Origin of the sequence: Mycolicibacter senuensis (genome assembly GCF_003284925.1) — a bacterium.
Taxonomy (GTDB): domain Bacteria; phylum Actinomycetota; class Actinomycetes; order Mycobacteriales; family Mycobacteriaceae; genus Mycobacterium; species Mycobacterium algericum_A.
The window spans coordinates 19,694-32,757 of sequence record NZ_QMEX01000036.1; the positions used below are offsets into that span (position 1 = coordinate 19,694).

The 13,064-nt window shown below is 66.7% G+C and carries 12 protein-coding genes; 10 read left to right on the forward strand and 2 right to left on the reverse strand.

Annotation, left to right across the window (positions count from 1 at the left end; all coding sequences use genetic code 11):
• Position 1: 1 nt before the first annotated feature.
• A complete protein-coding gene (locus DQP56_RS11105) occupies positions 2-1,099 on the reverse strand; it encodes an acyl-CoA dehydrogenase family protein (protein WP_112685367.1) in 1,098 nt (365 codons plus the stop codon).
• Between the two features lie 10 nt (positions 1,100-1,109).
• Positions 1,110-2,288 carry an acyl-CoA dehydrogenase family protein gene (locus DQP56_RS11110; protein ID WP_112685369.1) on the reverse strand — a complete coding sequence of 393 codons (1,179 nt, stop codon included), beginning with the start codon at positions 2,286-2,288 and terminating at the stop codon, positions 1,110-1,112.
• A gap of 190 nt (positions 2,289-2,478) precedes the next feature.
• Here DQP56_RS11110 and DQP56_RS11115 point away from each other — a divergent pair, with 190 nt between their 5' ends.
• The 10 genes from DQP56_RS11115 (at position 2,479) to DQP56_RS11160 (ending at position 13,003) form a co-directional block, all read left to right on the forward strand.
• On the forward strand, positions 2,479-2,673 hold the full coding sequence (locus DQP56_RS11115; RefSeq protein ID WP_083037508.1) for a ferredoxin: 195 nt from the start codon (positions 2,479-2,481) through the stop codon (positions 2,671-2,673).
• Between the two features lie 77 nt (positions 2,674-2,750).
• Positions 2,751-3,665, forward strand: coding sequence for a 3-oxoacyl-ACP reductase (locus DQP56_RS11120; protein ID WP_112685370.1), 915 nt, complete (start codon positions 2,751-2,753; stop codon positions 3,663-3,665).
• 231 nt (positions 3,666-3,896) lie between these two features.
• Positions 3,897-4,661 (forward strand): MlaE family ABC transporter permease, encoded by a 765-nt coding sequence (locus tag DQP56_RS11125; RefSeq protein ID WP_112685372.1) that lies wholly within the window; start codon positions 3,897-3,899, stop codon positions 4,659-4,661.
• A 7-nt stretch (positions 4,662-4,668) separates the two neighbouring features.
• Positions 4,669-5,511, forward strand: coding sequence for an MlaE family ABC transporter permease (locus DQP56_RS11130; protein WP_112685374.1), 843 nt, complete (start codon positions 4,669-4,671; stop codon positions 5,509-5,511).
• A 39-nt stretch (positions 5,512-5,550) separates the two neighbouring features.
• Positions 5,551-6,723 carry an MCE family protein gene (locus tag DQP56_RS11135; RefSeq protein WP_112685376.1) on the forward strand — a complete coding sequence of 391 codons (1,173 nt, stop codon included), beginning with the start codon at positions 5,551-5,553 and terminating at the stop codon, positions 6,721-6,723.
• On the forward strand, positions 6,723-7,760 hold the full coding sequence (locus DQP56_RS11140; protein ID WP_112685378.1) for an MCE family protein: 1,038 nt from the start codon (positions 6,723-6,725) through the stop codon (positions 7,758-7,760). Before DQP56_RS11135 ends, DQP56_RS11140 begins: the two co-directional genes overlap by 1 nt.
• Positions 7,747-8,805 (forward strand): MCE family protein, encoded by a 1,059-nt coding sequence (locus DQP56_RS11145; RefSeq protein ID WP_112685380.1) that lies wholly within the window; start codon positions 7,747-7,749, stop codon positions 8,803-8,805. The genes DQP56_RS11140 and DQP56_RS11145 overlap by 14 nt, the downstream gene beginning before the upstream one ends.
• Complete coding sequence (locus DQP56_RS11150; protein ID WP_112685382.1) at positions 8,802-10,136, forward strand: MCE family protein; 1,335 nt, start codon at positions 8,802-8,804, stop codon at positions 10,134-10,136. Before DQP56_RS11145 ends, DQP56_RS11150 begins: the two co-directional genes overlap by 4 nt.
• On the forward strand, positions 10,133-11,290 hold the full coding sequence (locus tag DQP56_RS11155) for an MCE family protein (protein ID WP_112685384.1): 1,158 nt from the start codon (positions 10,133-10,135) through the stop codon (positions 11,288-11,290). Before DQP56_RS11150 ends, DQP56_RS11155 begins: the two co-directional genes overlap by 4 nt.
• Before the next feature lie 6 nt (positions 11,291-11,296).
• Positions 11,297-13,003, forward strand: a complete 1,707-nt coding sequence (locus DQP56_RS11160; RefSeq protein WP_112685386.1) for an MCE family protein — start codon at positions 11,297-11,299, stop codon at positions 13,001-13,003.
• The last annotated feature ends 61 nt before the right edge of the window (positions 13,004-13,064 follow it).

Genomic DNA, 13,064 nt, shown 5'->3' on the forward strand with positions numbered 1-13,064 from the left:
CCTAGACCGGGGTGTCGGCCAGCTCGCGGCCGATCGCCAACAGCTGGCCGGTAGCGCCCCCGAGCGCGAACTCGGTCTGCTTGGCGGCCAGGAAGTAGCGGTGAATCGGGTGATCGGTGTCGATGCCGACCCCGCCGTGAATGTGGACGATGCTGTGCGCCACCCGATGTCCGGCGTCGGCCGCCCAGAACGCGGCCGTGGCGACCTCGCTGGTCGCCGGCAACTCCTCGCCGACGCGCCAGGCCGCTTGGGTCAGCGTGAGCCGCAACCCCTTGACGTCGATGTAGCCGTCGGCCAGCCGCTGGGACACGGCCTGGAAGCTGCCGATCGGCTTGTCGAACTGTTCGCGTTCGCGGGCGTATTCGGCGGTCAGGGCCAAGCCGCGCTCCAGCACCCCCAACTGGTAGGCGCTGCGGCCCAGTGCGGCCAGGGTGCTCAGCTGGTCGAGAACTTCGGCGCCGCCGACGAGACGGCCGGACTCCAGCTCGGTTCCCGACAGCTCGAGGTGCCCGACACTGCCCAGGCCGGTGGTCGCCAGCGGAGTGACCGTCACGCCGGGATCGGTGGCGGCCACCAGGAAAACTCGGGTGCCGGAATCGGTCTCGGCCGGCACCAGGAAGGCGTCGGCCACCGGGGCGAACCCGACCTGGGTGCGGGTACCGGTGAGGCGGAAGCCGGAACCGGTCGCCGCTGCCCGCACCGGGCCCTCACCCATGTCACCGTCGATCGCTGCCGTCAGGATCTTCGCACCGGCCACTGCCGGTGCGCCCCAGGCCTGCTGCAGCTCCGCGGAGCCGAACTTGGCCAGTGCCCCGGCCGCCAGCACCACCGACTCCAGGTAGGGCACGGCGGCCAATTGCCGACCCAGGGCGGTCAGGATGGCCGCCTGCTCCAGCACGCCGAACCCGCCGCCGCCCAGCGACTCGCTCGCCGCGCTGGACACCACGTCGGCCTCCACCAGCTTGCGCCACAGTTCGGTGTCGACCCGCTGCTCCAGCCCGTCCAGCTCGCGCTGGTGTTCCGGGGTGCACACCGCGTCGACGATGGTGCCGACCAGACCCGAGAGGTCTTGTGCTGCTTCGGTTGTGGAGAAGTCCATAACGAGTCCTTTACCGGTTGCGGGGCAGGCCCAGGGCGACCATGCCGATGATGTCGCGCTGCACCTCGTTGGTGCCGCCGCCGAAGGTCAGGATCAAACACGCCCGGTGCATGCGCTCCACCCGGCCGCGCAGCAGCGCACCCGGGGAGTCTTGGCGCACGGTGGCGGCGGTGCCGAGCACCTCCATCAGCAACCGGTAGGCCTCGGTCGCCAGTTCGGTGCCGAACACCTTGGCCGCCGATGCGTCCGCCGGGGACGGCGAGGCGCTGTCGGATGAGGCCAGCTCCCAGTTGATCAGCTTGAGCACCTCGGCCTTGGCGAGCACCCGGGCCAGGTTGAGCTGCACCCACTGCGAGTCGATGATCCGGTTGCCGTGGCTGTCTTTGGTGTGCTGCGCCCACTCGCGGACCTCGTCGAGCGCCACGAAGATCGGCTGCGCCGACACCAGCGCGACCCGCTCGTGGTTGAGCTGGTTGGTCACCAGTTTCCAGCCCGCGTTCTCCTCACCGACCAGGTTGGACACCGGCACCCGCACGTCGGAGTAGTAGGTCGCGCTGGTGTCCGGGCCGGCCATGGTGTGCACCGGTGTCCAGGAGAAGCCGTCCGCGCTCGTAGGAACGATCAGCATGGAAATCCCGCGGTGCTTCTTGGCTTCCGGGTTCGTCCGTGCCGCCAGCCAGACGTAGTCGGCGTAGGCGATCAGCGACGTCCACATCTTCTGGCCGTTGATCACGTAGTCGTCGCCGTCACGCACCGCGGTGGTGCGCAGCGAGGCCAGGTCGGTGCCGGCGCCCGGCTCGGAGTAGCCGATCGCGAAGTGCAACTCGCCGGCGGCGATCTTGGGCAGGAAGAACTTCTTCTGCTCCTCGGTGCCGAAGGCCATGATCGTCGGGGCGACGCTGTTGATCGTCAGGAACGGCACCGGGGCACCGGCGATCGCGGCCTCGTCGGTGAAGATCAGCTGATCCATCGCCGAGCGGGCCTGGCCGCCGTACTCAGTGGGCCAGCTCAACGTCAGCCAGCCGTCGTGACCCATCTGGGCGACCGTTTCGCGGTAGACGTTTCCGGTCCCGTACTCGCCCTGCGTCGAGCTCAGCGCCTCCCGGCGCTCCGGGGTCATCAGCGTCGTGAAATACGAGCGCAGTTCGCGACGCAGCTCTTCCTGCTCAGCGGTGTAACTGATCTGCATCGGGTCGTCCTTCGCTGGTGATCGGGCTCACGATAAAATTGTCGTCGACAGCCCGTTGTAACACGTTCTAGTCGCTAGGGTCCAGTGGCCCTATCTCGTCGTGTATGGCTGCTGTTGGATCGTATGGTGGCATTAGCGGACACTGACGGACCATGCTGTTGGCCGTCTCGGGCTTTTCAAGGAGAGCGTCATGCGAGTTGAGGTGGACCTGGATCGCTGCGAGGGCAACGCGATTTGCGTCGGAATCGACCCCGACCTGTTCGAACTGAATGACGACGAGCAGGCCGTAGTCAAGATGGCGCCGGTCCCAGCCGACCGCGAAGCCCACGCTATGCAGGCGATCGCCGAGTGCCCCCGCGCTGCGCTGCGCCGCGTTGACGACTAACCTCGGCCCGGCAGGGGACTAGAGGTATTCATAACCGCAGGCGACGAGGGCGCCGCGAGGGGACAGGAGCGGCGTACATGACTGCGAACAGCGCGATCGATCTGGCCGGGAAAGTCGCCGTGGTGACCGGCGCGGCCGCCGGATTGGGCCGGGCAGAAGCGATCGGGCTGGCCCGTTCCGGAGCCACCGTGGTCGTCAACGACATCGCACCGGCGCTGGAATCCTCCGACGTGATCGACGAGATCGCCGCCGTCGGCGGCAAGGGCGTGCCGGTGGCGGGAGACATCAGCCAGCGCTCCACCGCCGACGAGTTGGTGAGCACCGCCGACGGGTTGGGCGGGCTGAGCATCGTCGTCAACAACGCCGGGATCACCCGCGACCGGATGTTGTTCAACATGTCCGATGACGACTTCGACGCCGTGATCGCGGTGCACCTGCGCGGGCATTTCCTGTTGACGCGCAACGCGGCCGCGTACTGGCGGCAGAAGGCCAAGGAAGCCGAAGCCGGAACCGTCTACGGCCGCATCGTCAACACGTCCTCGGAAGCCGGGCTGATGGGTCCGGTCGGTCAGGCCAACTACGGCGCGGCCAAGGCGGGCATCACCGCCCTGACGCTGTCGGCGAGCCGGGCGCTGAGCCGCTACGGCGTGCGCGCCAACGCCATCTGCCCGCGGGCCCGTACCGCGATGACAGCCGACGTCTTCGGTGAGGCCAAGGTTGGCGAGGGCGAGATCGACCCGCTCTCACCTGAGCACGTGGTGACCCTGGTCCGGTTCCTGGCTTCCCCGGCGTCGGCATCGGTCAACGGTCAGGTCTTCGTCGTCTACGGACCTGAGGTAATGCTGATGGCCGCGCCAACGGTGGAACAGAAATTTAGTGCCGGCGGACAGGCGTGGGATCCGCCAGCGCTGGCGGACACGCTGGGGAATTACTTTGCCGACCGCGATCCGCGGCGGACATTTTCAGCCTCGGAGCTGATGGAGTCCGATTAGCACGGGATTAGAACGCGTTTCAGGAGACGTGCATCACAACAGCGTCTGACCTGGATAGATAACCCATGAAAACTTGCTAAATGGGTTCTTTGACACTAAGAACGTGTTCTAGTTAATATGATCCGGCTCACGCGGGCCGACGTTCGAATCGAGCGATTGACGTCGGCCGCACGGCGTGTCCGGATACAGTTTTGCGACCACCGGCGGCCCGAGCTTAGGGAAGGACGAGCCTTGATCGAACAGCTCACGGTTCCGGCCCGGGCCGTGGGCGGCTTCGTCGAAATGTCAATCGACACTTTCCGCGCAATGTTCCGTCGGCCGTTCCAGTACCGCGAATTCCTCGACCAGACCTGGATGATCGCGCGCGTGTCGCTGGTGCCGACCTTGCTGGTCGCCATCCCGTTCACCGTGCTGGTGGCGTTCACCCTCAACATCCTGCTGCGCGAGATCGGTGCCGCCGACCTGTCCGGCGCCGGAACTGCCTTTGGCACCGTCACCCAGCTCGGTCCGGTCGTCACCGTGCTGGTGGTGGCCGGCGCCGGCGCCACCGCGATCTGCGCCGACCTGGGTGCTCGAACCATTCGCGAAGAGATCGACGCGATGCGGGTGCTCGGCATCGACCCGATTCACCGGCTGGTGGTGCCCCGGGCGCTGGCATCCACGTTCGTCGCGCTGCTGCTCAACGGATTGGTGTGCGCGATCGGCCTGGTCGGCGGCTACGTGTTCTCCGTCTTCCTGCAGGGCGTCAACCCCGGCGCGTTCATCAACGGGCTGACCGTGCTGACCGGGCTCGGCGAGTTGGTGATGGCCGAGATCAAAGCGCTGCTGTTCGGGACGGCCGCCGGGCTCATCGGGTGCTACCGCGGCCTGACCGCCAAGGGCGGCCCGCAAGGCGTCGGCAATGCGGTCAACGAGACGGTCGTCTACGCCTTCATCTGCCTGTTCGTCATCAACGTGGTCATGACGGCGATCAGCGTGCGGGTGTTGGTCAAGTGAGCGCCTCATGAGCTATGACGCCACGTTGCGGTTCCGGCGGTTGTTCCGCTGGGTGCCCAAGGCCGTCGACGACTTCGGCGAGCAGGCACTTTTCTACGCCGAATCCATCCGCTACGTCCCCAACGCGCTGACCAAATACCGTAAGGAGACGGTCCGGCTGATCGCCGAGATCACCATGGGCACCGGCGCGCTGGCCATCATCGGCGGCACCGTCGGGGTGGCCACCTTCCTGACGCTGGCATCGGGTGGTGTCATCGCGGTGCAGGGCTTCTCATCGCTGGGCAACATCGGCATCGAGGCGTTGACCGGCTTCCTGTCGGCGTTCCTGAACGTGCGCATCGTGGCCCCGGTGGTCGCCGGGATCGCGCTGGCCGCCACCATCGGCGCCGGCACCACCGCCCAGCTCGGCGCCATGCGGGTGGCTGAGGAGATCGATGCCGTCGAAGCGATGGCGGTGCACGCGGTGTCGTATCTGGTGTCGACCCGGTTGGTGGCCGGTTTGATCGCGATCATCCCGCTGTACTCGCTGTCGGTGCTGGCGGCGTTCTTCGCGGCCCGGTCCACCACAGTGTTCATCAACTCGCAGTCGCCGGGCCTCTACGACCACTACTTCGACACCTTCTTGATACCCACCGACTTGCTGTGGTCATTTCTGCAGGCGATCATCATGTCCATCGCGGTGATGCTGGTGCACACCAACTACGGCTACAACGCGGCCGGCGGGCCGGTCGGTGTCGGCATCGCGGTGGGGCAGGCGGTGCGCACGTCGTTGGTCGTCGTGGTGGTCATCACGTTGTTCGTTTCACTTGCCGTCTACGGCGGGTCCGGTAACTTCAACCTCTCGGGATAGCAAGGGATGCAAGTGGACACGGGATCGAGTCGTACTCGGGTGCGGATCGCGGCCGCCGTCCTGGGCGCGATCCTGCTCGCCGCCACCGTTTTCACCTATCTTTCCTACACCGCTGTCTTCACCCCGACCGACAAGGTCACCGTCACCTCGCCGCGGGCCGGCCTGGTGATGGAGCAGGACGCCAAGGTCAAGTACCGCGGTATCCAGGTCGGCAAGGTCAAGTCCATCAAATATCAGGGCGATCAGGCCAAGCTCGTGTTGGCCATGGACAGCGCGGCGATGTCCTACATCCCGTCGAACGCCGCCGTGCACATCGCCAGCAACACCATCTTCGGTGCCAAGTCAGTGGAATTCGTGCCACCGTCGGTGCCGTCGGGCAAGTCGCTGCGCAGCGGAGCCAACGTGGCGGCCTCCGATGTGCAACTCGAGGTCAACACACTGTTCCAGAAGCTCACCGATCTGCTGGACAAGATCGACCCGGTACAGCTCAACGGGACGATCAGCGCGCTCGGCGAAGGGCTGCGGGGCAACGGCGACAACCTGGGTGGGTTGCTGTCGGGGCTGAACGGCTACCTGGCGAAACTCAACCCCAAGCTGCCGCAGCTGCAAACGGGCTTCGCCAAGACCGGCGTGGTCGGCAACATTTACGGGGACGCCGCACCGGACCTGGCGACGGTTTTCGACAACGTCCCGACGATCAGCAAGACGCTGGTGGACCAGCGTGAGAACTTGAGCAACGCGCTGCTGGCGACGACCGGGTTGGCCAACAACGCCTATGACACCTTCGCGCCGGCAGCAGACGACTTCATCGCCGGCATTCAGCGGTTCCGGGCGTTGGCCAGCCTGCTGGCCGAATACTCCCCGGAGTTCGGCTGCCTGTTCAAGGGCATCCAACAAGCGCTGGAGCGGTTCGGTCCGTCGCTGGGTGGCACCAAGCCGGCACTGTACGTGCACTCCAACTTCCTGCCCGGCGCGCCGGCCTACACCTATCCGGAGAGCCTGCCGGTGGCCAACGCGAGCGGTGGCCCGAACTGCCGTGGACTGCCGGACATCCCCAGCAAGCAGTTCGGCGGCTCCTGGTTCCGGTCGCCGTATCTGGTGACCGACAGCGCCTACATCCCGTTCCAGCCGAACACCGAGCTGCAGTTCGACGCCCCCTCCACCGCGCAGTTCCTCTTCAACGGCGCCTACGCGGAACGGGATGAGTACTGATGAACCACCGTGCAACCCTGATCAAGGTCGCCATCTTCACCGCGGCGATGCTGCTGGTGTCGGCCGGCCTGGTGGTGGTGTTCGGCGAGTTCCGGTTCGCCTCCAACCACACCTATCACGCCGACTTCGCCAGCGCGTCGCGGCTCAAGGGTGGCGAAGACGTGCGGATCGCCGGGATCCCGGTGGGCACGGTGAAGCGGGTGGCGCTGACACCGGACAACAGCGTCGACGTCACCTTCGACCTCGACAAGCGCTACCAGCTCTACGATTCGAGCCGGGCACTGATCCGGTACGAGAACCTGGTCGGCGACCGCTACCTGGAGATCGCCTCCGGTGCAGGTGAACTGCGCAAGCTGCCGCCCGGCGGCACCATCGCCCGGGAGCACACCCAGCCGGCACTGGACCTCGACGCACTGCTGGGCGGGCTGCGGCCGGTGCTCAAGGGGCTGGACGGGACCAAGATCAACGAGATCAGCAACGCGATCATCGAGCTGCTGCAGGGCCAAGGCGGCGCGCTGACGCAGATGCTGGCCAACACCAGCTCGTTCACCACCACTTTGGCCTCCCGCGACCAGCTGATCGGCGACGTGATCAACAACCTGAACACAGTGCTGGCCACCGTCGACGACAAGAGCGAGCAGTTCGACGCCACCGTCGACCGGCTGCAACAGCTCATCACCGGCCTGGCCGAGGGCAAGGATCAGATCGCCGGTGCGATCGGCCCGCTGGCCACCGTCGAAACCGACCTCACCGACACGCTGCGGCGCACCCGGCGGCCGCTGCAGGGCGTGATCGAGAACGCGCGGCCGCTGGCCACCGTGCTGAACAAGCGCAAGCAGGAACTCAACGACGTCATCGACCCGCTGGAGGAGAACTACCTGCGGCTCAACGCACTCGGCGCCTACGGTTCGTTCTTCAACATCAACTACTGCACGGTCTCGATGAAGTTCAACGGACCCGCCGGCAGCGACATCATCCTGCCGATGGGCGGCCAGACCGACACCAGCAAGGGGAGGTGCTCTCCTGTCAAGAATTGATCGCGTAAATCCGGTTCGCACCGGAACGTTGGGCATCGCACTGGTGGCATGCCTGGTCTTGGTGTCGTTCGGCTACACCAGCCTGCCGTTCTGGCCGCAGGGCAAGAGCTATCAGGGCTACTTCGCCGACGCCGGCGGAATCATGGCCGGCAACGACGTGACGGTGTCCGGTATGCGGGTCGGCAAGGTCACCAAAGTTGCGCTGGCCGGAGCCAGCGCGCAGGTGAGCTTCACCGTCGACCGGAAGGTCCGGGTGGGCGATCAATCGTTGGCCGCGATCCGCACCGACACGGTGCTGGGGGAGAAGGCGCTGTCGGTCACGCCGGCCGGCTCGGGCTCGGTCACGGTGATCCCGTTGGAACGCACCCGGGCGCCCTACACGCTCAACAACGCCCTGCAAGATCTCGGCGGCAACGTGCGTGATCTGGACAAGCCGCGATTCGAAGAGGCGCTACAGGTGCTCACCGACTCGATGCGCGACGCCACCCCGCAGTTGCGCGGCGCGTTGGACGGGGTGACGGCGCTGTCGCGCAGCATCAACCGCCGCGACGAGGCGCTGGGACAGCTGCTGGCCCACGCCAAGAACGTCACCGGTGTGCTCAACCAGCGTGCCGCCCAGGTCAACCGGCTGGTGCTCGACGGCAATCAGCTCTTCGCCGCGCTGGACGAACGCCGGCAGGCACTCGGTGCGCTGGTCGCTGGCATCGACGATGTTTCCCAACAGCTTTCGGGCTTCGTTGCTGACAATGAGAAAGAGATCGGTCCGACCCTGGACAAGCTGAATCTCGTGCTGGACAACATGATCGAGCGCAAAGACCGGATCGCGGGGGCACTGGACCGGTTGCCCGGATACGCCACCACACTCGGCGAGGTTGTCGCCTCGGGTCCGGGCTTCCAGATCAACCTCTACGGCCTGCCGCCGCCCACCATGTCGGAGGTGCTGCTCGACATCTACTTCCAGCCCGGCAAGATTCCGGACAGCCTGGCCGACTACCTGCGCGGGATGATCTCCGAGCGCACCGTGATAAAGCCGAAGTCGCCATGACGCGACCGTCATTGCGAATTCTGCTCGCCGGGGCGCTGGCCGCGCTGCTGGCCGCCGGTGTGTACCTGGTGCTGCCGGCGCAGCGCGGCTACCGGATCACCGGCTACTTCGCTTCGGCGGTGGGTCTGTACCCGGGCGACGACGTGCGGGTGGTCGGGGTTCCGGTCGGCCGGATCGAGTCCATCGAGCCGCGCGCGGAGAACGTCAAGATCACCATGTCGGTGAACAGGGACGTGCCGTTGCCGGCCGACGTGCACGCGGTGCTGATGGCGCCGAACATCGTCTCGGCGCGGGTGATCCAGTTGGCACCCGCCTACACCGGCGGCGACCGGCTGGCCGACGGCGCGGTGCTCGGCGAAGACCGCACCGCGGTGCCGGTCGAGTGGGACGAGGTCAAGAAGGAGCTGACTCAGCTCAGCGCGCAACTGGCACCCGAGCAGGGCAAACTCAACGGCGCGCTGAGCGCGGTCGTCAACCAGGCCGCCGACACCTTCGACGGCAACGGCGACTCGTTCCGCAGCGCACTGCGGGAGCTGTCGGCGACCACAGGACGGCTCGGTGACTCCCGCACGGATCTGTTCGGCACCGTCAAGAACCTGCAGGTGCTGGTCGACGCACTGTCCGGAAGCAACGAGCAGATCGTGCAGTTCACCGACCATGTCGCGGCCGTCTCGGCGGTGCTCGCAGACAGCTCGGTCGACCTGGATGCCACGCTGGGCACCCTGAACCAGGCACTGCGTGACGTGCGGGGCTTCCTGCACGACAACAACGACGCGTTGATCGCCCAGGTCAACAAGCTCTCGGAGTTCAGCAAGCTGCTCAGCGACCAGAGCGAGAACTTCGAGCAGGTACTGCACATCACCCCGCACGGGCTGGTCAACTTCTATCAGATCTACAACCCCGCGCAGGGCACCCTGAGTGGCCTGCTGTCGCTGCCCGACTTCGCCAACCCGGTGCAATTCATCTGCGGCGGCGTCTTCGACGTCGGTTCGGTGCCGGACAACTTCAAGCGGGCCGAGATCTGCAAGGAGCGGATGGGCCCGGTCATGCGGCGCTGGTCGATGAACTTCGTGCCGTTCCTGTTCCATCCGATCAACTCGATCACCGCCTACAAGGGCCAGATCATCTACGACACCCCGGAGACCGAAGCCAAGGCGCAGACACCGGTGCCCTACCTGAAGTGGATGCCCGCACCGGGCGTCACGCCGCCGAGCACCGATGACGTCGCCGCGCTGTTCCTGCCGCCGTCGGAGCCGGGACAGCTGGGCCAGGCACCCGGTCCGCACGGCCCGCAGCGGCCCGGGGCCGGCGCACCACGGGAGGGCGGATGAGGGTGAAATCTCTTGCCTGCGTTCTGGGGGCCGGAGCGTTGGTGCTGTCCGGCTGCCAGTTCGGTGGGCTGAACTCGCTGAACATGCCGGGCACCGCGGGCCACGGCCGAGGGTCCTACAGCATCACGGTGCAACTACCGGACGTGACCACGCTGCCGCAGAACTCGCCGGTGATGGTCGACGACGTCACCGTGGGCAGCGTCTCTGGACTGCAGGCCGTGCAGCAACCGGACGGCAGCTTTTTTGCGGCGGTCAAACTGTCGCTGGACGGTAATGTCCAGCTTCCGGCCAATGCCACCGCGAAAGTCGCCCAGACCTCGCTGCTGGGATCCCAGCACATCGAACTCTCCGCACCGCACGACGAAGCCCCGACCGGCCGACTCGCTCCCGGCGACCAGATCCCGCTCAGCCGCACCGGTCGCTACCCCAGCACCGAAGAAGTGCTGTCCTCACTGGGCGTGGTGGTGAACCAGGGCAATCTCGGTGCGCTGCAGGACATCACCGAGGAGGCGTACGCGGCGGTCGCCGGGCGGGCCGGCACCTTCGCCGGACTGCTGCCCCGGTTCGCCGAGCTGACGGCGTCGCTGGACCGCCAGGCCCATGACATCATCGCCGCCGCCGAGGGGCTCGACCGGATCGGCGTGACCCTGGCCCGCAGTGCCCCCAGCCTCGCGCGGGCCCTGGAGACCATGCCGGGTGCGCTGGAGGTGCTCAACGACAACCGCGCCAACATCGTGGATGCGTTCGGAGCGCTGCAGCGGTTGGCGACCGTCGGGTCACGGATCATGACCGAGACCAAAGAGGACTTCGCCGCCGACATCAAGGACCTCTACCCGGTCATCAAGGCGTTCGCCGACAACGCCAACGAGTTGGTAACGGCGTTCCCGTTCATTCCGACCTTCCCGTTCCCGTCGATGTATCTGCGCAACGCGGTGCGCGGCGACTTCCTGAACGTCTACGTCACCTTCGACATGACGCTGCGGCGATTCGGCGAGTCGGTCTTCACCACCGGGGCCTTCGACCCGAACATGCCGCACATGCACGACGTGCTCAATCCGCCCGACTTCCTGATCGGTGAAATGGCGAACCTGTCCGGGCAGGCGGCCGACCCGTTCAAGATCCCGCCTGGCACGGCTGTCCGATATGAGGAATGACCTGCGATGCTGACCCGCCTCGTCCGAATCCAGCTCGGGATCTTCGCCGTGGTCACCGTGCTGGCCGTCGGCGCGATCTCGATCCTTTACCTGCACCTGCCCAGCCGGATGGGGATCGGCACCTACAAGGTGACCGCTGATTTCATCGCCGGCGGCGGAATCTACAAGAGCGCCAACGTCACTTATCGCGGCGTGACGGTGGGCCGGGTGGAAGACGTCCGACTAACCGACCACGGGATCGACGCCCAGATGCGGCTCAACAGCAGCACCAAGGTCCCGGGCAACGTCACCGCAACCGTCAAGAGCATGTCTGCGATCGGTGAGCAGTACATCGACCTGGTTCCGCCGGAAGGAGCCGCGGCCGCCGGGGCGCTGCTCAACGGCGCGCGGATCGGCCAGGACCGCACCGCAATAGGCCAGGACATCGCCGGCATGCTCGACCAGGCCCAGACACTGGTCAACAGCGTCGCCAACAGCCGCCTTCGCGACCTGCTGCGCAACACCTTCGAGGGCTTCAACGGTTCCGGGCAGGAGCTGGCCCGGATGATCGCGTCGTCGCGGCAGCTGATCGACGAAGCCAACACCAATTTCGAGGCGACCGAAGGGCTGATCGATCAGTTCGAACCGTTCCTGGATGCCCAGATCCGCAGCGGCGACGACATCAAGACGCTGGCCCGGTCGTTGGCGGCGGTCACCACCGAGGTGCGCAATGCCGATCCGCAACTCCGCGAGGTGCTGCAGGTCCTGCCGAGTGTCGCCGACGAGGCGAACACCACCTTCAGCGGGATCCGGGCCTCGTTCCCGACCTTGGCGGCCAGCATTGCCAACTTCGGCCGGGTCGGGGTGATCTACCGCAACTCGATCGAGCAGGCGCTGGTGGTGTTCCCCGCACTGATGGCGGCGCTGATGACGGTCGCCGGTGGCGTCCCGATGGAAGAGGGCGTCAAGCTGGACTTCAAGATCGACATGCACGACCCGCCGCCGTGCACGGTGGGGTTCCTGCCGTTCACCGAGATGCGCACGCCCGCTGATGAGACCGTGCGTGAACTGCCCAAGGAGCTGTACTGCAAAGCGGCCCAGAACGATTCGGTCGCGGTCCGCGGGGCGCGCAACTACCCGTGCATGGAGTATCCCGGCAAGCGGGCGCCGACCATTCAGCTCTGCCGTGACCCGAAGGGTTTCGTCCCGATCGGCAGCAATGCGTGGCGCGGTCCGCCGGTGCCGTACGACACGCCGATCACCGACCCGCGGATGATCACGCCGATGAACAAATTCCCGTACATCCCGCCGAGTTCGGACTACGACCCCGGCCCGCCGGTAGTCGCGCTGCCTCCGGGTGTGCCGGCCGGTCCCGGTCCGGCGCCCAATCCGCCGTACCCGCTGCCCTACCCGCCGAACGAACTCGGCCCGAATCCGCCGGCACCGTGGCCGTACTATGCCCCGCCGGACCAGAACCTGCCGACCGGCCCCGGCGGCAACGGCGGCCTGCCGCCCTACGGACGGGACCCGGCGCCGGGACCGGCCCCCGGGCCCGCTCCCGGACCAATGCCGGCCGAGGCGCAGGCCAACGGGGTCGCCTACAGCAGCTATGACCAACGCACCGGGAAGTTCGTCGACCCGGCGGGCGGCACCGGAGTGTTCGTCTCGGGGGCCGACAAATGGCTGCCGGCCGAGAACTGGGCCGACTTGATGCTCGAACCGAGGCAGACGTGACCGGTCCGGAGGAGGCCAGAGCTCGTCGCCGGGCTTCGCGGGCCGCCGGACCGGCCGGTGA

Coding starts and splice junctions, on each gene's coding strand:
- DQP56_RS11105 (WP_112685367.1), bottom strand. CDS start 1,099: ATGGACTTCTCCACAACCGAAGCAGCACAAGACCTCTCGGGTCTGGTC.
- DQP56_RS11110 (WP_112685369.1), bottom strand. CDS start 2,288: ATGCAGATCAGTTACACCGCTGAGCAGGAAGAGCTGCGTCGCGAACTG.
- DQP56_RS11115 (WP_083037508.1), top strand. CDS start 2,479: ATGCGAGTTGAGGTGGACCTGGATCGCTGCGAGGGCAACGCGATTTGC.
- DQP56_RS11120 (WP_112685370.1), top strand. CDS start 2,751: ATGACTGCGAACAGCGCGATCGATCTGGCCGGGAAAGTCGCCGTGGTG.
- DQP56_RS11130 (WP_112685374.1), top strand. CDS start 4,669: ATGAGCTATGACGCCACGTTGCGGTTCCGGCGGTTGTTCCGCTGGGTG.
- DQP56_RS11140 (WP_112685378.1), top strand. CDS start 6,723: ATGAACCACCGTGCAACCCTGATCAAGGTCGCCATCTTCACCGCGGCG.
- DQP56_RS11150 (WP_112685382.1), top strand. CDS start 8,802: ATGACGCGACCGTCATTGCGAATTCTGCTCGCCGGGGCGCTGGCCGCG.
- DQP56_RS11155 (WP_112685384.1), top strand. CDS start 10,133: ATGAGGGTGAAATCTCTTGCCTGCGTTCTGGGGGCCGGAGCGTTGGTG.
- DQP56_RS11160 (WP_112685386.1), top strand. CDS start 11,297: ATGCTGACCCGCCTCGTCCGAATCCAGCTCGGGATCTTCGCCGTGGTC.